Origin of the sequence: Aeromonas sp. s9, assembly GCF_040907765.1 — a bacterium.
Lineage (GTDB): Bacteria > Pseudomonadota > Gammaproteobacteria > Enterobacterales > Aeromonadaceae > Aeromonas > Aeromonas caviae.
In genome coordinates this window covers 111528-134658 of sequence record NZ_JBFOCK010000006.1, presented here as the reverse complement: position 1 = coordinate 134658, position 23131 = coordinate 111528, and the positions used below count along the sequence as shown (strand labels likewise).

Here is a 23131-nt window from a genome sequence, read left to right as displayed (position 1 = left end):
CACCCCGCGTCCGAATTGTATTGCCACCACAAAAAGCAGAGCAGTTGCTTCTTGCTGTCTTCGTTTCCACCGCAGGCGCTAGCGCTTGCCATGAATACAAATGGTTGGTTGCGGGGGCCGGATTTGAACCGACGACCTTCGGGTTATGAGCCCGACGAGCTACCGAGCTGCTCCACCCCGCGTCAGAGGTCGCCCATAATAGGCGCCAACGCTGAGATTGCAAGTAAATATCCTAAAAAAAGTTTATTCGGGGATTAAACCGTCACATACTGCGCTCTTTTGCAACAAATCGCAGTTTTTTCAGGCAGCTAGCGATCTCTCGCCCCTCAGGCCCCTCCCCGCGCTCCCCCCGACTTGCCCCTCTTTGCCATAAAAAAAGCCCGCACAACAAGGTGCGGGCGGGAGGATGCGCCGGGATCAGGCGAGCTGGTGCAACACGCTGGTCGCCGCAATCTGGGCGATGATGAGGCCGCACAGGGTCACGGAGACCACCACGGGGGCCGTCTCCTGCTGACGGTAGATGGGGCTGAACCAGAGCAGCAGGGCTGCGACCAGCAGGCCGGCCTGGGTCACTACCCCGGGGATCAGCGGGTCGAGCCCGGCGCTGCTCCCCTGCCAACCCACCAGCACCGCCAGCCAGATAAGACTCAGGATGGCGGAGACCAGCCCCGCCAGGGGCAGCAGCAGATTGAAGGCTTGCAGGCGGTGGCGGGCACGTAGCAGCATCAGGTGGGCAAAGGCCGACCCCAGCAGCACCATCTGCAGCAGGCCGCCGAGCCAGCCCTGGATCTGCATCAGACCCAGCCCGTAGAGGGCGAGCGGCATGGCGGGCAACCATAGCAGGGTGGCGGGGATGGCGCGCTTGCCCTCCAGGCGAGACTGGACCAGGGAGAGCACGATACCGAGCACCAGGGCGGCCCCCCCGCTCCAGATGAGCCAGCCCGCAACCTTGGCCTCCACCGCCAGCATCAGGGAGAGCCCGGTGATCACCCAGACCGAGAAGAGCTGGGTAGTGATCCGCGAGCGCTGGCCCGGGCAGAGATCCCCGCGCCACAGGACGAGCCCCACGGCGATCAGGGCTCCCAGGGCCATCAGACCGGTCAGGGGGAAGAGCCAAAAAGGAAGTTGGACGAACATAGGGTCTCCGGCAGCAGTCCGGGTGCGGGTGCACCCATCACAGGGTAAGGAAGGACAAGAGGCAGGGAGTATATCCAAACTCCCCCCGTCTTCCCAACGTCGCCGGTCAGCTTTGTCCCCGGGCAAGGGCGACCACCCGGGCAAACATCTGCTTGAGCACAGGGGGAATGTGCTCGCTGCCGAGGCGCTCCGCCTCCTCCACCACCGCCAGGGCCATGCCTGGCTTGCTGCGATGGTGGATCGCCTTGGCGATGACGCGCCCGGCGTTGAGGGTGGAGCGCCCCCCGACCCCCGCCTCACGCCGGAACACCCCCTCGAACCCGTTCTGGTAGAGGTAGTGCTCTATGTCTGCCGCCGGCAACTGGGTCAGCCGATCCCGCTCACGCTCCCCCTTGAGCAGGGAGCGGGCGGAGCTTGCATACTTGGCGCCCGCCTCGTCACCGTCGGTGAGCAGGTGCCACTCTATGCCAAAGTCCCGGGCCACCTTGATGAGGGGAGCCTGGCCGCACTGGGCGAACTCGATGATACGCACCCCCTCCGCCCGCAGGCTGTAGCCGCAGATCTGGGCCAGCTCCGAGAGCAGCCAGATCTCGGTCTCCCCTTCCACCAGCAGCCAGCAGCGGGCAAACATCGACATGGGCCTGTTGATGCGCACATGGAAGGCAATCTTGCGCAGATCGTCGCTGCTGTAGCGCTCCCCTCCCAACTGATGGCAAAGGATGTCCTGCTGGCGGCGCACCAGACGGCGCACCTGATTGAGGGGCAAGGAGGAGAGCAGGTCCCCCGAGTTGGTGGTGAGCAGCTTCTGGCCGGGCAACTGCTCCAGCAGACCCCAGGCCAGGGCCAGCATGGTGGGATGCAGGCGGCTCTCTGGGTCTTCCAGCATCAATATGGGTCTGGCCCCCTCCTCCAGCTCCCGGTTGCCTCGGGCGTGGAGCAGCATGGCCGCCATGCCCGCCATAGCCAGTTGCAGCGCCCGGTTGTCCGCATTGCGCAGCAGCACCTGCAGGTTGCCGGGATTGCGCAGGGTCATGGGGCGATTGACGATATCCCGCTGGCTGCGAGGCTTGTGCTTGATGGGAGCTAAAGCGCTGAAGTAGTGCTCCATCAACTGCTGCACCGCCTGCAGCGCCTCCTTGAGTTCAGGCTCGCCGATGCGCTGGGGCTCGTCGGTGAGCTTGCCGGCCAGCTCGTCCAGCCGCTGCTCGCACAGATCCCCCCAGGGCAGCCGCTCGATGCCCTCCCGGGCGGTACGGGCATCCCGCAGCCTGAACACCGGGTTCATGGTAATGAGCAGACGCACCAGCGCCTCGTTGTTGTCGATGGCCAGGCTCTTGCCGATGCCGTCGAGAAAGTCGTGGGTGGTGAGCACGCTGCCATCGTCCTGCAACTCGGCACTGGCACGATAATGCACCCGGTGGAACTTGTCCTTGTGGGGGATCCAGGCCGCCCCGAGGCGGGCCAGACGGCGGGAGTGCTGGCACATCTGGGGACGATACTCGCTGAAGGTGAGCACCAGTTGCAGCGTGCGCGAGGGTTCGAGCTCGGGATCTTCGGGCCGGTGAAAATCATCCTGACCAAATTGATAGGGCTCGGCATCCCCCAGCAGGCACCAGAGGGCCCGCAGCAGGCTGGATTTGCCCCAGGCGTTTTCGCCGATGAGCACAGTGGTGTTGTCCAGCCCGAGGGAGAGGCGATTTATTCCGCGAAAACCTTTGACTTCAATGCGTTCCAGAAACATGCGGCCATATCCAGTCCATCCTGATGGCGCAATAGTGGCAAAGTTGCCGGAAAAATCCTATCGGGTTAAGGCGTTTTCAGCGGGAACTGTGAGGAACGAGCGGTTCGGGCGGCGTCGGCTGGGTGGCGCGATAGAGGGGGGCATTCCAGTGGTTGAACCAGAGATGGCGAGTGCGGGTCTGACGTTTGCGATGATTCAATGGGCATTCCTTTCAATGGATAAGAGACAGAGGGTACACCTCTTTTGCCCAGAGTCTCAGGGTTATCTGTGACAGGAGAATGACAACTGGGCTCGCCACTGGCCCGGGCTCAGGCCGAACGCCTCCCGAAAGCGGTTGCCAAAATGGGCCTGGGAGGAGAAGCCGCACTGGGCGGCGATGCTGGCCAGAGGCTCGCTTCCCGCCAGCAACTGCTTGGCCCGCTTGAGCCGCAGCCCGAGCAGGTAGCGGTGGGGCGGACAGCCCAGGCTCTGCCCGAACATCCGGGCGAAGTGGTATTCGCTCAGACCCGCCTCCCGGGCGAGCTCTCCCAGAGTGACCGGCTCGGCCAGGTGAGCCTGCAGATACTCCTGCACCCGGCGCACCACGGCGGGGGCCAGGCCGCCGCGCACCTCCGGCAGCGCCGGGGCCTCGCGGGTGTGATGGCGATAGGCGTGCAGCATCAGCATCCAGGCACCGTGGGAGAGCGCCATGCGATCGATGCCGTGCTGCCAGTCCAGCTTCATCAATTGCCCCTGCACCAGGGCCGCCGCCTGGGGATCGTCGATGAAGGTCTTGTCTTCCAGTTGCAGATGACGCCCCTCCTTGTCACACGCCTGCTCGGCGATACGGGTGAAGTGGGCGGGGGTGAAGTAGAGGTGGAAGAAGCGAAACTCCTCGCGCACCAGCCACTCGGATCTGTGGTGATCCGGCATGATGCACACCTTGCCCGCACCGCCATGGCCACCGGGGCCGTCCAGCCGCTCAGTCTGCTCGCCCCCCTGCAGGTAGACGCTGATGGTGTGGTTGCCCGGCTTGTGGTAGCGGGTCTGATCGTAGCGGTTGCACCAGCTCGCCACCCCGAGCCCGGGCTCCAGCCAGCAGGAGTCCTCCAGTCTGGCACCGGTGCTCACCAGGGCATCAAAGACCCCCGCCTGTCTTGTCTGCTGCATGGCATGCTGCACGCTTGCGTCCCTCTCTGGCACTTGCCGCCCCTTTCCTGTCGCCATCTTATCGCGCCTCATGGTCAAAGGCTGCGCCTCCGTTGAAAAAACCGCAAGATGGTGCAAGCCGGCGCCCCGCCTCCCGGTTCATGCTGATCACATCATCTTCTCTTGATGGGATCACACCATGAATCTGATGCTCTATGTTTCCACCGTCCTCATCTGGGGCAGCACCTGGATTGCCATCGCCTGGCAGCTCGGCCCCATCCCCATCGAGGTCTCGGTGCTCTATCGTTTCGCCCTGGCGGCCCTGGCCCTGTTCGCCCTGCTCACGGTGAGCGGCAAGTTTCCGCGACTGCCCTGGGCGGGCCAGCGTTATGCTGCCCTGCTCGGCGCGTTGCTCTTTTCTACCAACTTCCTCTGTTTCTACCACGCCACCCTCTATATCCCGAGCGGCCTGTCGGCGGTGATTTTCGCCAGCGCCAGCATCTTCAACGGCCTCAATCTCTGGCTGTTCGAGGGTAAACGACCGGGCCTGCGCTGGCTGCAAGGATCGTTGCTGGGGCTGCTTGGCACCCTGCTGCTCTTCTGGCCGGTGCTGGCGGATGCGCAACTGGGTGCAAACGGCTGGAAGGGCTTGCTCTTTGCCTGCGCCGGCACCCTCTGCTTCTCCCTGGGCAACCTGGTCTCCGCCCGGGGACAGCGCCAGGGCTATCACGTATTGCAGATGGTACCCTGGGGCATGGTCTACGGCGTGGCGCTGCTGCTGGGCTGGGTCACGGTACTCGGTCAGTCACTCACCCTGCCCACCGACCCGCGCTACCTCGCCGCCATGGTCTATCTGGCCATCTTCGGCTCCGTCATCGCCTTCACCGCCTACCTCACCCTGGTGGGGCGCATCGGTGCCAGCAAGGCGGCCTACGCCACCGTGCTCTTCCCCCTGGTGGCCCTCACCCTCTCCACCTTCTATGAAGGCTTTGTCTGGCAGACGGTCTCCATCGTCGGCGTAGTGGTGAGTCTCATCGGCAACCTGGTGATCTTCGCGCCCCCCGTCAAGGCGTGGCGCTGGCCGCTATCAAGGGCCGCAAACGGTACTTGCCCCTGATGCCACCAGCCCCTAAGGTAACCGCGTCCAACACACGAGGAGGGAGGACGCATGTTACTGGAAGGGCTGGAGACACTCTGCCTGCTGGCAAGCGAGGGCACCATGGCCAAGGTTGCAAGCCGCCTCTATATCAGTCAGTCGGCGGTCAGCAAGCGCATCGCCCAGCTGGAGCAGCGCCTTGGCAAGAAGCTCATCGAGCCGGATGGCCGTCATATCCGCCTCACTCCCCAGGCCCGTGAGCTGCTCGCCCGGGTAGCCCCGAGCCTCGCCGAAATGAAGGGGGTGCTGGCGGACAGCCAGACCCTCACGGATCAGACCCCTCTGTCCATCGCCTGCTCCGAAACCCTGCTGGCGGGCTACCTCGCCCGCTTCATGCACGCCTACCTTGAACGGGATCCCCACATTGCCCTCTCTACCCACCACACCCCGGTCATTCTGGCCCGGGTGCGCGGCGGGGATGCCCTGCTCGGGATCTGCGCCGGCCGCCTGCCGCCTGGCCATGGGCTGTGTGCCGAACGGCTGCTGGAGGAGCCCTTCTATCTGGTGGGGGACGCTCTGGATGAGGCGGCACAGCCGGATCACCAGAGCGCCTTGCAAGAAACTGTGACCAGCAAGCAACTGGCTGAAGGCGACGTGAGTCAGGGGATGCAGGGCAAGGTGCGCAAGATCCTGACCATGGATCTGGAGAACCCCTCCAACCGCTATCTGCGCGAGCCCCTGGCCGCCCTCGGGCTTATCCCCGCCATGGAGCTCGATTCCTACCTGGCGCTGATCGAGCTGGCCAAGGCAGGCATTGGCCCCGTGCTCCTGCCCGCCGGCCTGCTGGCGCTGGTGGGTGAGCAGGGGACACAGGCACGCCCCCTGCCGGGACTGGGCCGCCCGCTCCACCTGGTCTATCGGCCAAACAGCCTCAAGCGCGATCGCATTGCCCGCCTGGTGCAGGCGCTGCAAGCCCATTTCCGGCAACTTTCGGCACTGGGCTGAAACGCAAGAGGGCCCGATCTGCGATCGGGCCCTCGTCATGGGGGGTACCGGCTCAGCCCAGCCAGGCAAAGAGCTCGGGGTACTGGCTCCACACCAGCTTGGCGGACATCACCAGGGAGACGGTCACCAGCAGCGGCTTGATGAGCTTCACCCCTTTCTTGAGCACCAGCTTGGAGCCCATGCGCGCCCCGATGAACTGCCCCAGCGCCATGCACAGCCCCACGCTCCACACCACCTTGCCCCCCAGGGTGAAGAAGAGCAGGGAAGCGATGTTGGAGGTGAAGTTGAGCAGCTTGGTGTGGGCGGTGGCCCGCGCCATGCCAAAACCCGCCAGGGCCACGAAACCGATGGCAAAAAACGACCCCGTGCCCGGCCCGAAGAAGCCGTCATAAAAGCCCACGCCCCCGCCCACCAGCAGGGCGAACGCCATGGGGGTGAGGCGGCGCTGGCTCTCCGCATCGCTCACCCTGGGGGAGAAGTAGAAATAGCAGGCAAACGCCATCAGCAGGAAGGGGAGCAGCCGCTCCAGGATGGCGGCATCGATGGTCTGCACCGCCAGGGTGCCGATGGCTGCCCCGATGAAGGTGCAGATGACAGCCGGCCAGATGATGGCCCACTCAAGGAGCCCCTTGCGGGCATAGAACCAGGTGGCGGAGAAAGAACCGAAACTGCTCTGCAACTTGTTGGTGCCAAGCACCAGGGCTGGCGGCATGCCGGTGGCCAGCAGGGCCGGCACCGTCAAGAGTCCCCCGCCCCCGGCGATGGCGTCGATAAAGCCGGCGATGAGGGCCACCCCGAACAGGGCAACCAGGGTGAGCAGTTCCAGTTCCATCCATAGACCTCGTGTGATTGGCGGCGCCCGGCATGGCCTGGAGCCTGAAGGAGTCAACAGGTCGCTATCCTAGCGAGGACAGGCTCATGAAGCCAACGAAACAATGGCAGCCAACTAATTCCTTATTTTCATCAATCAACGTGCGAGAGGGTCTGTGCTTTGATAACCGCCAGCCCCTCCAGCACGGGCGCTTCATCCGCGCCGGGAGCACGGCTTACCCGGCCAGCCATGTAGCGGCTGCTGAGAATTAATCCAGAGCGCGGCTCTGGGCTTTGATGGCCTCCAGCCCCTCCAGCAGGGGCGCTTCATCCTCGCCGGGTGCACGGCTTACCCGGCCAGCCATGTAGCGGCGGCTAAAGAGATTGAACCAGAGCTGCAGCGCCTGCCCCGCCCGTAGCTCCCCGGCCACTTCCAGCACGCAGGCGGCCACCTCGGCGGTGCACAGGTGCTCGTCGCTGTGGGCGACGCGCATACCGTAGGTAGAGAGCGCGTCCGGCTTGATGGCGAGCACAGGGAAGCCGTCCAGATAGGGACTCTTGTTGAACATCTTGCGCGCCTCGGGCCAGGTGCCGTCCAGCAGGATGAACAGCGGCTTCTTGCCGGGAGCCAGTACCACCTCGCCGGTCAGGCGGTCGGGCGCTTTTTCGCAGGCGGGAAAGACCACGTAGGGCTGCCAGGCGGGATCCGCCAGCAGGGCCAGCAGCTCGGGATGGGGTTCGGTACGCGACCAGAGAAAGGCCCAGGTAGAGTCCGGCAGCACGTCGGCGATGAGGCGCCCGGTGTTGGAGGGCTTCATGGGCTCGCTGTCATACATCATGAGGCAGAACCCGGCCTCGGCCTTGAGCGCCGGGCGCCAGTCGCAGGCACACCAGTCGTGGCGCAGCTGGCAGGCATCGCAGCGTGGCACGCTGCCGCCACGGGCAAGAAAGGGTCGGGTCGAGACGCTCTTGCGCCAGATGCGCAGGCGGTTGACGGCGTGATCGGGGATGGGCTTCATGGAACGCGGCTCTGACTGTGCCTGTGGCGGGACAAAAGGGGGCTGATTGTAACGGCGAGCCCTCCTGGCGGCAAGGCTTGCCAGGCGGCGCCCTGCCCCCTTCCCTCCCGCGTTCTGCCCGCCTCGCCCCCATGAAAAAAGGGGCCCTGAGACCCCTACTCACCATCCGTTGCAACCGGGTCTGGCGACGTCAGACCGCCTTTCGCAGGATCTGCTCCAGATAGTGCGCGAAGCTGTGGCCGTGGTGCTCCAGCAGTTTCGGGAACATGGAGATGGAGGTCATGCCCGGGAAGGTGTTGATCTCGTTGAGCAAAATCTCCCCCTCTTCGGTCAGGAAGAAGTCGATACGGGAGAGGTGAGTCAGTTTCAGCTGACGGAACGCCTTGAGCGCGTACTCGTGAATGGCGTCAGCCTGCGCCTGAGTCAGTCCCTCGGCCTTGAGCGCGGTCTCGGTGTGACTGGCGCTGCTGTACTTCTCTTCATAGGTGTAGAACTTGTCCTGGGGTACGCAGATCTCCCCCGGATAGGTGGCCACCAGCTCGTCACCATACTGGTAGACCGCCACTTCCAGCTCGCGGGGCTTGACCGCTTTTTCGATCAATACCTGCTCGGAGTAACCGAAGGCATCGGCAATGCCCTTCACCAGGTCTGCCTCGTTGCTGGCGGAGTAGCAACCCACGGAAGAGCCCTGGGAGGCCGCCTTGATGAAGACCTTGCCCCACTTGGCCAGCGCCGCTTTCGCCTCGATCAGGCTCGCCTCGCCTTGCTCGGTCAGGAACAGGTAGGGGGTATTGGGGATGCCGATGGCGGTGAGCCACAGCTTGGTGGTGATCTTGTTGAAGCACACCTTGCTCGCCTCGGCGTCACAACCCAGATAAGGCAGGCCGGCCAGCTCGAGGAAGGATTGCAGATCGCCGGTCTCACCGGGATAACCGTGGATGCAGGGCACCACGTAGTCCACCGGACGGGCCACGCTGTCGAACGAGAGCAACTTGTCCAGCCCCAGCTTGCACTCGCGACCGTCGGCGGAGAGCCAGCGGTCGGCAAACATCTCGACCCGGGTCACTTCGATACCGGGCAGGAGCCCGAGCTGTTTTTCGAGGAAATTGGCGCTGCGCAGCGAGACTTCGTGCTCGGAGCCGCCACCGCCGCACAGCAGCAAGACATGCATGTTCTTCATTAGATGTGATCCCTTGGGAGAAGCGGCTTCGTCATCACCATGTCAAACCCAACCGCATGAAAACCGGACGAAGCCAGAAACGAACATAAGTGCGGGCAGTGTAGCAAGGGAGGGGAAGCCTTGTCAGCCGATGGGGCGCACCTCCCCCTGCCCGGGCAGATAAAAGTCTCTTCCTGTGTCAGAAACAGGATGAAATGCGCTCAGCGGGGGGGATCGACCCGCCCGGCGCCATTGCCGTTGACCCGAAACCAGCCGGCAATGCTGTAGCGCTCCCGGCTTGCGGGCAGCACCTCGTGGGGAAACTCTTCAGACAGGAAGAGCACCAGCCGCCCGCCCCGGGGGGAGACATCCATCAGAAACTGCTCGCTGTCGTCATAGACCCGCAATATTCCCCCCGCCTCTGGCTGCCAGTCGTTGTTCAGGTAGAACACCGAGGTGAGCCGGCGGTTGGATCGCCCGGCGAAGGCGTCGCGATGGGTGGCGTAGAAGTCCCCCTGACGGTAGCGGGCAAAGTGGGCCTCGTAGTCGAATAGCCCCAGCATCAGGCTGCGATTGGCGGCCAGACGCAGGGACTCCATCCGGGCCAGATAGTCGGCCACCGGCGCGCCGAGGGAGGCGTCGAGCCAGTGGATCTGATCCCGACGGATATCGCGGTTGTCCTGATGCAGGGTCTCGCGCCCGATCCCCGCCGGTCGCCACTCGTCCGGCAGGCAGGCCTTGAGGGCATCCACCTCGGCGGCGGTTAAAAAATCATCCACTATCACCCAACCCCGGGTGTAGATGGCATCCATGACGGCTTGATAGTCCAAGATAGGCTCGCAGCGAGGGGAGAGAGTGCGCTTTGTAGCGACTTCGGACCATCGGCACAAACCGGATTGCTTCTCTTGAGAAGTCCCGCCATCAATAGGAGTCTGGGGGGCACAGACGCCCTCCCCCTTGCTCCCCGGCCCTCGGCCCGTTAACGTGCAAGGATTGTCCCCCGGGCGCCTTGTCGCCCCTCTTGCATCAGGAGAAACCATGCCCCTGCCCCTCATCCCCCTGCAACGACTCGATGGCACGGCCTGGTCCACCGCCGATCTGCAGGGCCGTGTCGTGCTGGTGGTCAACGTGGCAAGCCGCTGCGGTTTTACCCCCCAATACACCGGGCTTGAGGCCCTCTATCGCCAGTTCGGCCCCCAAGGCTTCGAGATCCTGGGCTTTCCCTGCGATCAGTTTGGCCATCAGGAGCCGGGCGATGCCGAGGAGATCGCCCGCTTCTGCTCTCTCGACTACCCGGTCAGCTTCCCCCTGATGGCCAAATGCGAGGTCAACGGCGCCGGGGCTCACCCCCTCTATCGCTGGCTCAAGGAGCAAAAGCCCGGACTCCTTGGCAGCGAGGCCATCAAGTGGAACTTCACCAAGTTCCTGATTGACCGAGAAGGCCGGGTGGTGGACCGCTTCGCCCCCCAGACCAGGCCGGAGGATCTGGTGCAGGCCATCGAGGGACTGCTCTGACGGGTGTGCGCCGCTCGCGACACGGCTGCTGCGCGTGCGCCTCGCATCTGCTATATTACGCGCCCACTGTTCTCTTGTGCGGTCGCTTTGCCGGGCTCAGGCCCAGCCTCGATGGCGACCCACCCTATTTTCCATGTCGTGACGGACCAAGGCTGCCGTCACCCGTTGAGCCCAAGGCTCGGAGTGTCCCTCGAACATGTCATTCAATGAACTGGGTCTGTCACCGCACATCCTGCGAGCCGTCAAGGAGCTGGGTTACGAACAACCCACCCCCATCCAGCAGCAAGCCATTCCCGCCATCCTGGCCGGGCAGGACGTGCTGGGCGGCGCCCAGACAGGCACGGGCAAGACGGCCGGTTTCACCCTGCCCATGCTTCATAGACTGCTGGCCAACCACGGCCGTGGCGGTCGTCGCCAGGTGCGAGCCCTGGTGCTGACCCCGACCCGGGAGCTGGCCGCCCAGGTGGGTGAGAGCATCATCAAATATGCCCACCACCTGCCGTTTCGTACCCTGATCGCCTATGGCGGCGTCAGCATCAAGCCAAACCTGGACGCCATCAAGCTCGGGGTCGACATCCTGGTCGCCACCCCGGGCCGCCTGCTGGATCTGCTGACCCAGGGCGCCCTGACCCTGAGCGCCCTCGAGGTACTGGTGCTGGATGAAGCGGACAGAATGCTCGACATGGGGTTCATCACCGACATTCGCCGGATCATGAAGGCCCTGCCGGAGGAGCGTCAGACCCTGCTGTTCTCTGCCACCTTCTCCAATGACATCAAGGCGCTGGCGGACGATCTGCTCAAGGATCCCACCCTCATCGAGGTGGATCCCAGCAACACCGCCGCCGAGCAGGTAAGCCAGCGCATCATCCAGGTCGATCGGGAGCGCCGCCGGGAGATGCTCTCCCACATGATTGGCCGTGGCAACTGGCAGCGGGTGCTGGTGTTCGTGCGCACCAAGCAGATTGCCGACAGGCTCGCCCAGCAAATGCAGAAAGATGGCCTGGATACGGTCGCCATCCACGGTGACAAGAGCCAGGGGGCCCGCAACCGGGCGCTGGCGGATTTTCGTGAAGGCAAGGTGCGGGTGCTGGTTGCCACCGACATCGCCGCTCGCGGCCTGGACATCGATCAACTGCCCCACGTGATCAACTTCGAGCTGCCCCAGATGGCGGAGGATTACATCCACCGCATTGGCCGCACCGGCCGCGCCGGCCGTGGCGGCGAGGCCATCTCCCTGGTGAGCCAGGACGAGCTGGGTCAGCTCAAGGAGATCGAGGCGCTGATCGGCCAATCCCTGACCGTGGAGATCCTGGAAGGATACGAGCCGAGCGGCAAGCCGAGCCGCCAGACCCTGCCGGGCAGCAAGCCGGTGCAAAACCCGCCCCGCGCCCGTGGCCATGCCAACGCCAAGGGCAAGCCCGCCGCCGGGAAAGGCAAAGGGGATGGCGCCAAGAAGCCGGCCCAGCCTGCGCAAAACAAGTCCCGCAAGCGGGAAGTGGTGGGCGAGGACATCGGTTTCGCCCCTATGCGCCGTCTGCCCAAGGCCCAGCGGGGCGACTATCAGGACAACTCCAGCGAGGAGTGAGGGGGCGCAAGCCAAACCTCCTGAACAACAAAAAACCGCCCTCGGGCGGTTTTTTTATGCTCTGGCGCCCTTAACCGGCGGCCAAGGCCATGTGCAGCAGCGGATAGGGCTTGCCCTGGCCATCCAGGGGGGAGCTCCCCGTCACCTCGAAGCCCATCCGTCGGTAAAACCCACAGGCCCCTTCGTTTTGCTCGTTCACATCCACCCGGCGCGCCCCGAGATTGGCGATGGCATGGGCCACCAGTTGGCGACCCACCCCCTGCCCCATCCCGGCGGGGTCGACGAACAGCATCTCGATATTGCCCTCGGCCACCCCGATAAAACCGACGATCTCGCCATTGTCTACTCTGGCACAGTTCAGCGTCACGGCATCAAAATAGTGCTCCAGGATCAAGGGCCTCAGGGCCGCTATGTCGGCTTCTTGCAGGAAGTGGTGGCTGGCGCGCACCGATGCCTCCCAGATGGTGATAAGGGTTGGGTGATCGCACTTTTGTGCGGCGTCAATTTTCATCGCTACCTCAATATGTTGCGGATAACAGCCCACGCCTTTGATGATGCAGCAGTCCATGGGACTTATTGCGGCGCCTTAATAACAAACCCTTTCTCGATGCCGGCCTTGAAACCGAGTCCCTCATAGAGGCGATGAGCGGCCTCCCGCCCCTCCCCTGAGAGCAGCATCACCTTGTAGCAATCCAGCTCCCAGGCCAGCGCCAGGGTATGCTCCAGCAACTGATGGCTGAGCCCCTGGCGGCGAAACGCGGCACCCGTGATCACATGCTCTATGATGCCGAAGGGTCGGCCGCCGTTGGTGAGGGTCGGGATCACCCCGAGCTGGCAGCTGGAGGTCAGCTGCCCCTCCACCAGGGCCACCATGATGCGGGTATGGGACAGATCAAGCATCGCCGCCAATCCCTCGCGGGCCCCTTGCTCGTCGAGCACGGGGTCCTGAGGCCTGAGTTCCTGATAAAGGGCCAGCAGCCCGGCCAAGTCCTGCGCCTCACACTCTCTTATCACCACTGTCGTCATCATGCTGATCTCCCTTGGCATCGATATCAGGCGGGTCTTGGGGCAAACATGATGATGGCCATGCCGATCAGGGCCACCCCGGCCCCCACCAGATCCCACAGGCTGGGTTTGATGCCATCCACGGCCCAGAGCCAGAGAATGGCCACGAAGATGTAGACGCCGCCATAGGCGGCATAGACGCGGCCAGCGGCGGTCGGGTGCAATGAGAGCAGCCAGGCGAACAGGGCCAGGCTCAGGGCCGCGGGCAGCAGCAGCCAGACGCTCTTGCCCTGGGTCAGCCAGAGATAAGGGAGATAACAGCCCAGGATCTCGGCAACCGCAGTCACCAGAAACAGGGCCAGGGTCTTGAGTTCAACCATGAATACTCGGGATCCTTGCAGGCAGAATGGACTTCTTGTGGCAAATCATACTGTTATATCCAGCCACTGCAATCGGCTTTCGAGGTGCACGGTTCAGGGCACGGGAGGCAGATGGCGGAGCGCGAACAGGATCGAGGAACATCATGCGCTTGGCATGGCGTGCGGTAGGTATAGAGGGTATGCAAACAGGGGGTAGAAAGCCGACAGGGAACGGGCTGCGCTGTGCTTAAAAACAGTCAGGCCCGCCGAAGCGGGCCTGACGACAGGATTAGCGGGTCTTGACCGCCTGCAGCAGCACGGAGACATCCGGCCCGAAGCGGCGGGCTCGGATGGCCTCCTGGATATCCTGCTCGTCGTAGCGACTGGCGGGGTAGACCACCACGCAGGCGGTGTCACCGGGGGCGAGGAAGTGGGTCTCGCCAAAGGGGGTATAGCGGGTGGCACCAATGCTGATGAGTGCATGGGCCGGGCGCCCCGCCTGGGTCAGCAGCCCCTGGATATGCTCGGCCGGGCCTTCGTCCTGCTGATGGTTGAACTTGTCGATGGCCCACGCCAGCAACTGACCGTGGAAATAACTGTAATCCACCGCCGCGCTGTCGATCCCGTAGGGGTGCAGCTCGCCGCCGCGCTCCAGGTAGCAGGCGATGCGGTAGTCATCGAGCTCGCATCCTGCGGCAAAGTGGGTCAGGGGCAGCAGGTTCGCAGCCAGCCCCTTGCTCTCTTCACCCCAGTTCTTCTTCTCGCTGATCTTGTTGGCATTGGGGCGACGGATGGAGCAGTCGTTGTAGGCGCCAAACGCCTTGGGATGGATGGCCACCACCTGCTCCCCCGTGTACTCCAGCTCGCACCACAGTGCCACCTCGGGTTCAATCTGCACCTTTTCGTCCCCGCTCACCGCCGCCTCCGGCAGGAAGATGGCCTCGCCGCTCAGGGGAAAGACCCCGAGCTGGCCGGGATGGTTCGGCACATAGAAGGGGAACAGCGCCTTGGGGGCGACCTTGTCGTCAACCTTGACGGCGACGAAATCCGCCGCCTCCCCTGCCTGCTCCAGGTGACCGGCGAAGTTGCCCGCCACGCCCAGTCCGATAAAGGGGGTCTGTGAGGTGATCTGCATCTGTGGCTCCACTGGCGCGGCCGGGGCCGCCGCCTCGTTGTCGTTGTTCAGGGCGGCAATACCGCCAAAGAGGGAGCTTATTAGAGCACAGCCCCCGGACGGCGCCCAGCCACCGGGCCACAAGCTGTGCACCAGGGCGGATTTTCCCTCACCATCTGGTCATAAAGTCTGCAGTCAATGCGAAGCTGTGATCCCGATGCTTGGGAGAGCCCGGCACTTTTGCTAGGCTGCCCTATTCATTTGCCGTTCGGGAGCCGTCGCAAGGCCATGACCACCCACTTTCAGGGGCGCTTCGAGGTGGAGTTCAAATACCGCCTGACGGACAGCGCCGCCTTTGTGCATACCCTCACGGCCCTCGGCCCCGAGGTGATGGTGGCGGACAATCATGAGCAGGACTGCTACTTCGACACGGCAGATGGCGCCCTGGCCCGGGAGGAGAAGAGCCTGATCATCCGCACCATGGCCCCCAGCGGCATCCGGCTCTGGATAGTCAAAGGGCCCGGACCCGATCGCTGCGAGGCGGTCAACATCACCGATGCGGACAAGGCGACCAGCATGGTGCGCACCCTGGGCTACCAGCCGGTACTGACCATCGACAAGCGGCGCAGCATCTATTTTCTGGGGGCCTTCCACGTCACGGTGGATCACCTGGCAGGTGTCGGTGATTTTGCCGAGCTCGCCATCATGACTGACGACGAGGCCGCCCTGCCCGCCTACCGCGCGCAGTTGCTGGCGCTCGCTAGCCGGCTGGGACTGGCGCCCGAGATGCGGGAAACCCGCTCCTATCGCACCCTGTGCGAGCAGCGAGCCCCCCTTTGACAAGCGGCAACAAGAGGAATCTGCCCATGATCGACAAACTCGCCTGGTTGACCTTCAAGGAGGGACAGCTGCTGTGCGCCCGCTCCCACGGCAAGGACATCTACTACATTCCGGGGGGCAAGCGCGAGCCGGGCGAGAGCGACGAGGCGGCCCTCGTTCGTGAAATCGAGGAAGAGCTCGCGGTCACCCTGAAACCCGACACCCTCGCGTTCTCCTGCGAGTTCAGCGCCCAGGCGGACGGCAAGCCGCAAGGGGTGAATGTCAATCTGCGTTGCTACACGGGGGACGCCGACGGCACGCCCGTCGCCTCGGCGGAGATCGCCGAGCTGCGCTGGCTGGACAGCCGCCACCTGGCCGAAGTCTCCCCCGTCTCCCGCCTGCTGTTCCAGTGGCTGGCAGCGCAGGGACTGATCCATTAAGAGACGGCGCACCTGACCGGATGATGATGGCACCGGCAGGAGAGTCCGCGCCCGAGACGTTAATCCCCCACGTGGGCCAAGAGAGAAGATGAGGACATTCAATGGAGATCCTTGAGGTCGAGAGCACCAGAGGCATCAAACCGGCGCTGATCGCCCTGCTGCAAGATTGCGTGGCCAGCGGTGCCTCGGTGGGCTTTCTGCCTCCCCTGCAGGAAGAACAGGGGCTGGCGTACTGGCAAGGCATCGAGGGGGAGCTGGCGGATGGAGTGCGCAAGCTCTGGGTGGCGTTTGATCAGCACCATCTGGTGGGCGCCCTGCAGCTCTCCCTGTGCACCAAGGCCAACGGGGGCCACAGGGCCGAAGTGGAAAAGCTGATGGTCCACAGCCAGGCCCGTGGCAAGGGGGTGGGCCGCGCCCTGATGAACGCCATGGAGCAAGGGGCCCGGGACGCCAGGCGTACCTTGCTGGTGCTGGATACCCGGGTCGGCGACGTGGCCTCCAGCCTCTATCGCCAGCTCGGCTATCAGGAGGCCGGCCAGATCCCGGACTTCGCCCGCAATGGGGACGGCACCCTCGCCGCCACCCAGTTCTTCTACAAGCAGCTCTGAGGCAGACGGCCTGGCAAGACCGGACAGCGTGCCGGTCTTGCCCCCTCCAAGGGCTCGGCGTACATAGGTTTTTGGTTCAATCAGACTCATCGGCAAGGAGCCATCATGATATTGGAAGTCGCCCATCTGCAGATCATTCCCGGCAATGCCACTGACTTCGAGCAGGCCTTCGCCCGGGCCCAGCACATCATCAGCGCCATGCCCGGCTACCTGGGCCACCAGTTGCAGCGTGCCCTGGACGATCCCCATCACTATCTGCTGCTGGTGCAGTGGGAACGGCTGGAAGATCACACCCGGGGGTTCAGGGGCTCCCCCCGGTACCAGGAGTGGAAGGCCCTGCTGCACCACTTCTACGACCCCTTCCCCAGGGTCGAACATTTTCAGGATGCAACACCGATCAGCGCCGCAAGCTGAACCTTGATCAGACAGTCCCGTCACGGACTGATCAATGGCGTCAGGCCAGTCGCTCGGCCCTGTGGGCAATCTGCGGCTCGGCAAAGGCGCTCTGGGCCGCGATGAGCTGCAGCTCGTAGGCATTCGCCTCCCAGGTCTGTCGCAGCACCGCATCCACCGCGGCGTTGGTGCGCTCGAAGGCGCTCACCCCATCATATCCCGCCTGCAGGTTGGCCAGCATCAGGGCACTGATGAGATCCCCCACGCCCACCGGTTGGCGCGCGAAATCGTAAAGGGGACGGGCGATCAGATAGTCTCCCTCGGGGGTGGCAAGCAGCATCTCGAAGCGGCCGGGGACGCTGGCGGCGCGACCCAGGTGCTTGACCAGCACCATCTTCACCCCCTTCTCCAGCAACTGGTGTGCGGCGACCCGGGTCTGGGCCAGGGTTGTCAGATGGACATCGCACAGGGTCTCCAGCTCCAGCAGATTGGGGGCCATGATGTCCGCCACCGGCAGGGCCTGCTCGGTGAGAAAGCGGGTGACGCCCGGGGCGACGATACACCCCTTCTCCGGATGCCCCATCACGGGATCGCAGAAATAGAGGGCCGCCGGATTGGCTCGTTTCACCGCCGCCACCACCGCCAGGATCTCGTCCCCCTGCTCCGCCGAGCCCAGATAGCCGCTCAGCACCGCATCGCAGCGCGCCAGCACCTCGATATTGCAAAGCCCCTGGCACAGGGCGGCAATGTGGCCCACCGGCATTGCCATTCCCTGCCAACCCGCCTCGTACTGGGTGTGGTTGGAGAACTGCACCGTATTGATGGGCCACACCTCCATGCCGAGACGGCGCATGGGGAACACGGCTGCGCTGTTGCCGGCACAGCCAAACACCACGTGGGACTGGATAGAGAGAATGCGTTTCATCGACACCACCGCACAAGAAACCTGAGGAAAAGAGGCAATATATCGGATGAAGAGACGGCTCTTCCAGCAATTAACGCCATGACTCCCTATTTATGCTTCAGCAGGCTTAACCTGCCGCATATTTGACCGCCGCTACCCTGTTTCTGCACAACCCTGGAGCCATCTCCCCCGCTGCTGCGGGGTGATAAATGTACCTGGATGCCTCTTGTCTGATGGCATATGAGGTGATTTTTCAACCAACCACAAACAATCGGGATCAAGGATGAGGTCCGATGGAAAGGCACCAGTCGGCAGTCGGCAGTCGGCAGTCGGCAGTCGGCAGTCGCAAAATAAGGCAACAAGGGCAAGGTCAAGGAGACGTCGGAAGATCACAGGACAAAGGCGGCCTACCCTTGCCTGACACCGTGGCAACGACAAGCCATACGCAGTGGCGACAGCAAGTCACGTCACCAGTGCCGTGACTACAGCGAGTCGCCAGCAGTCGTCAGAGGGAGCGCAGTGCCCTTGGGCGTCTCAATCCCGGGCGAAGTGGTAGACCCAGCCTTCGTCCGGTGCCATCTCGTCCGGCAGGTCCACCAGGGCAGGCAGCGAGGTGACGGCCCCTTCGGCCGCATATTGCAGGGCCATCAGGGCGCAGAGCGCGGCATCATAGGGATCCGTTCCAGGGATGAGGGACACCGGCAGGTGGGGTTGCAGCTCGGGCCGCACCGCAGAGGCTTTGCCCCCCATTTTGGCCAGGGCGGGATAGACCTCCAGCACCGCGCGCCCGGCAGCCCTCGCCTGTTTTGGCACCAGTTGCAGATCCCCGAGGCGCGGCAGCATGGAGAGGGCCAGGGTGGCGTTGTTGCCGAGCCTGTCGAAGGTGGCGGAGAGGGGCTTCTTGCCATAGTGCTGATGGAGCCAGCGCTCGCAATCCCGGTAGGCGTAAGGGTTGTCAATCTCCCGCTGAGGCACGGGAAAGCCGCTCCCCCGCCCCGCCAGCAGATCGGCGAGGGCGCGGGGAAAGGCCAGGGGCGCATCGATGCCGAGAGCAAGTCGCGGGCAGGCCAGCACCTGCATCAGCGCCACCTCGTCTTGCAGGGCCGGGCGCAGCAGGGCATCCAGATCCGGCGCGACCCGGGAGCTCAGCCGAAACAGGGGGGAGATCCCGAGCCAGTGCAGACGCGACTCCCGGGCCTGCCAACCCACCACCGCCACCGCCTGGGCATTGCCCTGCCAGCCCCTCACGTCCCAGCCGATGCCGATGGCGTCCATGTGTTCCGTTGTCATGCCCCTGTTACCTCTGTGCAGCCTTGATGGAGCACAGGGTAATGGCTGCCCCTCCTAAAGCAAAGGCAAGTTGGTCCCTAGAAGGATTTCTTGAAGTTGATCAGGGGCAGAATGGGGAAGATGCCGTTCTCGGCGTAGTTGGCCAGACCAATCTGCAAGCCGTCCAGGTGCTTGGTGGCATTGACGAATCCCAGCTGGAAGGTGGTGCGTTCGGCATAGTTGACGAAGCCGACGTTGGCCAGGGCATTGCCCTGGGCGATGTTGACCGCCCCCCAGTTGAGCCCCTTCACATTGTTGGTCAGGTTGACGAAGCCCAGATTGAGGCCGGTATCCTGCCCTTCGTGCCAGTTGACGGCGTTGATGGCGACCCCGCCAAACTGGTGGCGCACCCGGCTCGCGCCAAAGAACACACCAAGCTGCAGGCCGGTGAACTGATCCACGTCGGAGAGGGCGAACACCGGCAGATCGATCCCCTTCACCTGGCCGGTGCGGCCGTAGAGGAAGGAAGCCCGTGCCCCTTCCACCTGATTGGACGAGGGCAGGTTGACACCGGGCAGGGAGATCTGGACCGGCGTGCTGGCCTGGGCGACACCGGCGAGGGTCAGGGCACCACAGCCGAGCAGCAGGGCGAACGGTTTCATCGGGGATTCCTTGTGAAGAGGGTGTGGCTCAAGGGTACCAGCGCAGGCCCCGGGGAACGAGACCCCGCCCCCTGCCCTGCGTCACCTCTCGTCTGAACCCGGGGATGGCTCTCTCGGCGGATTGGAAAATTCAAACAGAAACTAACATTTATGCCATTTATACCAAAGGTGGATTGGTTGCAGAATGCTCAAACGTGTGTTTGAACAGAGCAAACAACACGTAACACAGGGATGACGTGCTGTACCCGCAAGAAGGGTCGATTGACCCGCAAAAACAGTGTTCTGCCGAACCGGAGACCCATGATGAATATGGACGTGATCAAGAGCTTTACCGAGCAGATGCAAGGCTTTGCCGCTCCCCTCCCCCGCTACAACCAGCTGCTGGCCAGCAACATCGAACAGCTGACCCGGTTGCAACTGGCGTCCGCCAATGCCTACGCCGAACTGGGGCTCAACCAGTTGTAGGCCGTCGGCAAGGTGCAGGATGCCCAGAGCCTGGCGGCCCTCGGCACCGTGCAGCTGGAGAGCGCCAGCCAGCTCTCCCGCCAGATGCTGGATGACATCCAGAAGCTCAACGCCCTCGGCCAGCAGTTCAAGGAAGAGCTGGATGCCCTGACCGCAGATGGCATCAAGAAGAGCACGGGCAAGGCCTGATAACCCCTGGCTGCCCGTCTTGCGGGCAGCCACATCTCCCTACGACTCGACAGAACGGGCAAGTGCCCGCCTCGGGCGTGGGTGAAGGAGAACACATGAGCCAATCATCTTACGGCCCGCTGTTCGAGGCCCTGGCCCACTACAACGACAAGCTGCTGGCCATGGCCAGAGCCCAGACCGAGCGCACGGCCCAGGCCCTGCTGCAGACCAGTCTGGACGATCTGGGCCAGGTGCTGGAGCAGGGCAGCCAGCAGCCCTGGCAGCTGATCCAGTCCCAGATGAACTGGTGGCAGGATCAGCTCAAGCTGATGCAGCACACCCTGCTCAAGAGTGCAGGCCAGCCGAGCGAGCCGGTGATCACCCCGGATCGCAGCGATCGCCGCTTCAAGGCCGAGGCCTGGAGCGAGCAACCCCTCTATGACTACCTCAAGCAATCCTATCTGCTGACCGCAAGACACCTGCTGGCGGCGGTGGATGCCCTGGAGGGCGTGCCCGAGAAGAGCCGGGAGCGACTGCGCTTTTTCACCCGCCAGTACGTCAACGCCATGGCTCCCAGCAACTTCCTGGCCACCAACCCGGAGCTGCTCAAGCTCACCCTGGAGTCCGACGGCCAGAATCTGGTGCGCGGCCTTGCGCTCCTGGCCGAAGATCTGGAGCGCAGCGCCGATCACCTCAACATCCGCCTGACCGACGAGTCCGCCTTCGAGCTCGGCCGGGATCTGGCGACCACCCCGGGCCGGGTAGTGCTGCGCACCGAGCTCTTTGAGCTCATCCAGTACAGCCCGACCACGGCGACGGTGGGCAAGACCCCGGTGCTGGTCGTGCCCCCCTTCATCAACAAGTACTACATCATGGACATGCGCCCCCAGAACTCCCTGGTGGCCTGGCTGGTCGCCCAGGGGCAGACGGTCTTCATGATCTCCTGGCGCAACCCGGGGCCGGCCCAGGCCGACATCGATCTCGACGACTACGTGGTGGACGGGGTCATCGCCGCCCTGGACGCCGTGGAGGCGGCCACCGGCGAGCGGGAGGTGTACGGCATCGGCTACTGCATCGGTGGCACTGCATTGTCACTCGCCATGGGCTGGCTGGCGGCGCGGCGCCAGAAGCAGCGGGTGCGCAGCGCCACCCTGTTCACCACCCTGCTGGACTTCTCCCAGCCCGGGGAGCTTGGCATCTTCATCCACGAGCCCATCATCGCGGCGCTGGAAGCCCAGAACGAGGCCAGGGGCATCATGGACGGGCGCCAGCTGGCGGTCTCCTTCAGTCTGCTGCGGGAGAACAGCCTCTACTGGAACTACTACATTGACAGCTACCTCAAGGGCCAGAGCCCGGTGGCGTTCGATCTGCTGCACTGGAACAGCGACAGCACCAACGTGGCGGGCAAGACCCACAACAGCCTGCTGCGCCGACTCTACCTGGAAAACCAGCTGGTGAAGGGGGAACTTCGGATCCGCCACACCCGCATCGATCTCGCCAAGGTGAAGACCCCGGTGCTGCTGGTGTCCGCCGTGGACGATCACATCGCCCTCTGGCAGGGGACCTGGCAGGGCATGGCGCTGTTCGGGGGCGAGCGGCGCTTCATTCTGGCCGAATCCGGGCACATCGCCGGCATCATCAATCCGCCGGATGCCAACAAATACGGCTTCTGGCAGAGCGAGGCCGAGGCGGACAGCCCGACGCAGTGGCTGGCGGGGGCGACCCACCAGAGCGGCTCCTGGTGGCCCGAGATGATGCGCTTTATCAAAGACCGTGACGAGGCAGAGCCCGTCCCCGCCCGGCAGCCTGTCGAGGGGCTGGAGGCAGCCCCCGGCAGCTACGTCAAGGTACGGCTCAATCCGGTGTTTGCCGGCGTCAGGAAGCAAGAAGAGGAACCCGCATGAGTACACAACCCCTTGCCGTGGGCCAGAAAGCCAGCCTGACCAAGCGCTTCGGCCCGGCCGAGGTGGCGGCCTTCGCCGGCCTCTCGGAGGATTTCAATCCCCTGCACCTGGACCCGGACTTCGCCGCCACGACGGTGTTCGAGCGCCCCATCGTCCACGGCATGTTGCTGGCGAGCCTCTTCTCCGGGCTGCTCGGTCAGCAGTTGCCAGGCAAGGGGAGCATCTACCTGGGCCAGAGCCTCGGCTTCAAACTGCCGGTGTTCGTGGGGGACGAGGTGACGGCGGAGGTGGAGGTGATTGCCCTTCGAAGCGACAAGCCCATCGCCACCCTGGCCACCCGCATCTTCACCCAGGGCGGCGCCCTCGCCGTGACGGGGGAAGCGGTGGTGAAACTCCCTTGAGCGCCAGTGGCCCCCAGAGACACAACCAGCCCGGTCGGGCTGGTTTTTTTGCCTGTGCTCGCCCCTTTTTCGGGGCAATTCGGCCCGGGCCCTTTCCCTGCCCCGCCTAACTGCCTAGAATGACCCCCCGCTGTTTCAGCCATTCATCCAGCTAGAGGATTTCCCATGGAGACGTTTCTGCTCGAAGGTCACCCCTTCGTTGCCTTGTGTGACCTGATCAAGCATCAGGGTTGGGCCGATTGTGGCGGTGCCGCCAAGGCGCTGGTCGCCGAGGGCCTGGTGGAAGTGGACGGTCAGGTCGAGACCCGCAAACGCTGCAAGATAGTCGCCGAGCAGGTGGTCAACTTCAACGGCATGAAGGTGGTCGTGAAAGAAGGCGTCAGCCCCGAGATCCTCTGATCCCGGCTTGAACAAGGGCGCCAAGC

26 protein-coding genes, 1 tRNA gene and 1 pseudogene are annotated in these 23131 nt (G+C 63.9%); 12 read left to right on the top strand and 16 right to left on the bottom strand.

Annotation, left to right across the window (positions count from 1 at the left end):
* Nucleotides 1-105 precede the first annotated feature (105 nt).
* The 5 genes from AB5Y54_RS00880 to AB5Y54_RS00860 form a co-directional block, all read right to left on the bottom strand.
* Nucleotides 106-182, bottom strand: a tRNA-Met gene (locus AB5Y54_RS00880).
* Nucleotides 183-417: 235 nt separating this feature from the next.
* A complete protein-coding gene (locus AB5Y54_RS00875) occupies nt 418-1137 on the bottom strand; it encodes a hypothetical protein (protein ID WP_010674858.1) in 720 nt (239 codons plus the stop codon).
* 106 nt (nt 1138-1243) lie between these two features.
* Nucleotides 1244-2878, bottom strand: coding sequence for an ATP-dependent endonuclease (locus AB5Y54_RS00870; protein ID WP_104452965.1), 1635 nt, complete (start codon nt 2876-2878; stop codon nt 1244-1246).
* 76 nt (nt 2879-2954) lie between these two features.
* A complete protein-coding gene (locus AB5Y54_RS00865) occupies nt 2955-3077 on the bottom strand; it encodes a hypothetical protein (RefSeq protein WP_256094327.1) in 123 nt (40 codons plus the stop codon).
* A 62-nt stretch (nt 3078-3139) separates the two neighbouring features.
* The gene (locus AB5Y54_RS00860; RefSeq protein WP_042016580.1) at nt 3140-4027 is read right to left on the bottom strand and encodes a helix-turn-helix domain-containing protein; all 888 of its coding nucleotides are present in this window, start codon (nt 4025-4027) and stop codon (nt 3140-3142) included.
* 178 nt (nt 4028-4205) lie between these two features.
* Here AB5Y54_RS00860 and AB5Y54_RS00855 point away from each other — a divergent pair, with 178 nt between their 5' ends.
* Both AB5Y54_RS00855 and AB5Y54_RS00850 read left to right on the top strand, forming a co-directional pair.
* Complete coding sequence (locus tag AB5Y54_RS00855; RefSeq protein WP_041215090.1) at nt 4206-5123, top strand: DMT family transporter; 918 nt, start codon at nt 4206-4208, stop codon at nt 5121-5123.
* 51 nt (nt 5124-5174) lie between these two features.
* Nucleotides 5175-6107, top strand: coding sequence for a LysR family transcriptional regulator (locus tag AB5Y54_RS00850; protein ID WP_104452966.1), 933 nt, complete (start codon nt 5175-5177; stop codon nt 6105-6107).
* A 52-nt stretch (nt 6108-6159) separates the two neighbouring features.
* On the opposite strand, the gene AB5Y54_RS00845 is transcribed toward AB5Y54_RS00850, so the two are convergent.
* From AB5Y54_RS00845 to AB5Y54_RS00830, 4 genes are all read right to left on the bottom strand, one after another.
* Complete coding sequence (locus tag AB5Y54_RS00845) at nt 6160-6939, bottom strand: TSUP family transporter (RefSeq protein ID WP_010674863.1); 780 nt, start codon at nt 6937-6939, stop codon at nt 6160-6162.
* 247 nt (nt 6940-7186) lie between these two features.
* Nucleotides 7187-7936, bottom strand: a complete 750-nt coding sequence (locus AB5Y54_RS00840; RefSeq protein ID WP_104452967.1) for a tRNA-uridine aminocarboxypropyltransferase — start codon at nt 7934-7936, stop codon at nt 7187-7189.
* A gap of 190 nt (nt 7937-8126) precedes the next feature.
* Nucleotides 8127-9116: a D-alanine--D-alanine ligase gene (locus AB5Y54_RS00835; RefSeq protein WP_010674866.1), complete on the bottom strand. Its 990-nt coding sequence runs from the start codon at nt 9114-9116 to the stop codon at nt 8127-8129.
* A gap of 200 nt (nt 9117-9316) precedes the next feature.
* Entirely contained in the window at nt 9317-9925 is a 609-nt protein-coding gene (locus AB5Y54_RS00830) for a 2OG-Fe(II) oxygenase (RefSeq protein ID WP_041211488.1), read from the bottom strand.
* Between the two features lie 208 nt (nt 9926-10133).
* On the opposite strand from AB5Y54_RS00830, the gene AB5Y54_RS00825 reads away from it, so the two are divergent.
* Nucleotides 10134-10610: a glutathione peroxidase gene (locus AB5Y54_RS00825; protein ID WP_039038588.1), complete on the top strand. Its 477-nt coding sequence runs from the start codon at nt 10134-10136 to the stop codon at nt 10608-10610.
* Between the two features lie 196 nt (nt 10611-10806).
* Nucleotides 10807-12195, top strand: coding sequence for a DEAD/DEAH box helicase (locus AB5Y54_RS00820; protein ID WP_104452968.1), 1389 nt, complete (start codon nt 10807-10809; stop codon nt 12193-12195).
* 70 nt (nt 12196-12265) lie between these two features.
* On the opposite strand, the gene AB5Y54_RS00815 is transcribed toward AB5Y54_RS00820, so the two are convergent.
* The 4 genes from AB5Y54_RS00815 to AB5Y54_RS00800 form a co-directional block, all read right to left on the bottom strand.
* Nucleotides 12266-12706: an acetyltransferase gene (locus tag AB5Y54_RS00815; RefSeq protein WP_104452969.1), complete on the bottom strand. Its 441-nt coding sequence runs from the start codon at nt 12704-12706 to the stop codon at nt 12266-12268.
* Between the two features lie 62 nt (nt 12707-12768).
* On the bottom strand, nt 12769-13224 hold the full coding sequence (locus AB5Y54_RS00810) for a GNAT family N-acetyltransferase (RefSeq protein WP_232048186.1): 456 nt from the start codon (nt 13222-13224) through the stop codon (nt 12769-12771).
* A gap of 23 nt (nt 13225-13247) precedes the next feature.
* Entirely contained in the window at nt 13248-13580 is a 333-nt protein-coding gene (locus AB5Y54_RS00805; protein ID WP_039038590.1) for a YnfA family protein, read from the bottom strand.
* A 268-nt stretch (nt 13581-13848) separates the two neighbouring features.
* Complete coding sequence (locus AB5Y54_RS00800) at nt 13849-14694, bottom strand: DUF5718 family protein (RefSeq protein ID WP_104452970.1); 846 nt, start codon at nt 14692-14694, stop codon at nt 13849-13851.
* Between the two features lie 267 nt (nt 14695-14961).
* Here AB5Y54_RS00800 and AB5Y54_RS00795 point away from each other — a divergent pair, with 267 nt between their 5' ends.
* The 4 genes from AB5Y54_RS00795 (at nt 14962) to AB5Y54_RS00780 (ending at nt 16954) form a co-directional block, all read left to right on the top strand.
* The gene (locus AB5Y54_RS00795; protein ID WP_042016569.1) at nt 14962-15513 is read left to right on the top strand and encodes a class IV adenylate cyclase; all 552 of its coding nucleotides are present in this window, start codon (nt 14962-14964) and stop codon (nt 15511-15513) included.
* 26 nt (nt 15514-15539) lie between these two features.
* Nucleotides 15540-15932 (top strand): NUDIX domain-containing protein, encoded by a 393-nt coding sequence (locus AB5Y54_RS00790; RefSeq protein WP_042863933.1) that lies wholly within the window; start codon nt 15540-15542, stop codon nt 15930-15932.
* A gap of 101 nt (nt 15933-16033) precedes the next feature.
* The gene (locus tag AB5Y54_RS00785) at nt 16034-16540 is read left to right on the top strand and encodes a GNAT family N-acetyltransferase (protein ID WP_010674875.1); all 507 of its coding nucleotides are present in this window, start codon (nt 16034-16036) and stop codon (nt 16538-16540) included.
* Between the two features lie 105 nt (nt 16541-16645).
* Nucleotides 16646-16954: an antibiotic biosynthesis monooxygenase gene (locus tag AB5Y54_RS00780; RefSeq protein WP_104452971.1), complete on the top strand. Its 309-nt coding sequence runs from the start codon at nt 16646-16648 to the stop codon at nt 16952-16954.
* Between the two features lie 40 nt (nt 16955-16994).
* Here the strand turns inward: AB5Y54_RS00780 and pdxY are convergent, their stop codons facing one another.
* The 3 genes from pdxY to AB5Y54_RS00765 all read right to left on the bottom strand — a co-directional run bounded on the left by pdxY (nt 16995) and on the right by AB5Y54_RS00765 (nt 19768).
* On the bottom strand, nt 16995-17858 hold the full coding sequence (gene pdxY / locus AB5Y54_RS00775; RefSeq protein ID WP_104452972.1) for a pyridoxal kinase PdxY: 864 nt from the start codon (nt 17856-17858) through the stop codon (nt 16995-16997).
* 513 nt (nt 17859-18371) lie between these two features.
* On the bottom strand, nt 18372-19127 hold the full coding sequence (locus tag AB5Y54_RS00770) for a DUF429 domain-containing protein (RefSeq protein WP_104452973.1): 756 nt from the start codon (nt 19125-19127) through the stop codon (nt 18372-18374).
* Nucleotides 19128-19204: 77 nt separating this feature from the next.
* Nucleotides 19205-19768 (bottom strand): hypothetical protein, encoded by a 564-nt coding sequence (locus tag AB5Y54_RS00765; protein WP_010674879.1) that lies wholly within the window; start codon nt 19766-19768, stop codon nt 19205-19207.
* Nucleotides 19769-20071: 303 nt separating this feature from the next.
* On the opposite strand from AB5Y54_RS00765, the pseudogene AB5Y54_RS00760 reads away from it, so the two are divergent.
* The 4 genes and pseudogenes from AB5Y54_RS00760 (at nt 20072) to ybcJ (ending at nt 23105) form a co-directional block, all read left to right on the top strand.
* A pseudogene (locus AB5Y54_RS00760) lies at nt 20072-20422 on the top strand (phasin family protein).
* Nucleotides 20423-20517: 95 nt separating this feature from the next.
* A complete protein-coding gene (locus AB5Y54_RS00755) occupies nt 20518-22305 on the top strand; it encodes a class I poly(R)-hydroxyalkanoic acid synthase (RefSeq protein ID WP_323900149.1) in 1788 nt (595 codons plus the stop codon).
* Nucleotides 22302-22706 carry a MaoC family dehydratase gene (locus AB5Y54_RS00750; protein ID WP_104452975.1) on the top strand — a complete coding sequence of 135 codons (405 nt, stop codon included), beginning with the start codon at nt 22302-22304 and terminating at the stop codon, nt 22704-22706. Before AB5Y54_RS00755 ends, AB5Y54_RS00750 begins: the two co-directional genes overlap by 4 nt.
* A gap of 165 nt (nt 22707-22871) precedes the next feature.
* Complete coding sequence (gene ybcJ / locus AB5Y54_RS00745) at nt 22872-23105, top strand: ribosome-associated protein YbcJ (protein ID WP_010674882.1); 234 nt, start codon at nt 22872-22874, stop codon at nt 23103-23105.
* The last annotated feature ends 26 nt before the right edge of the window (nt 23106-23131 follow it).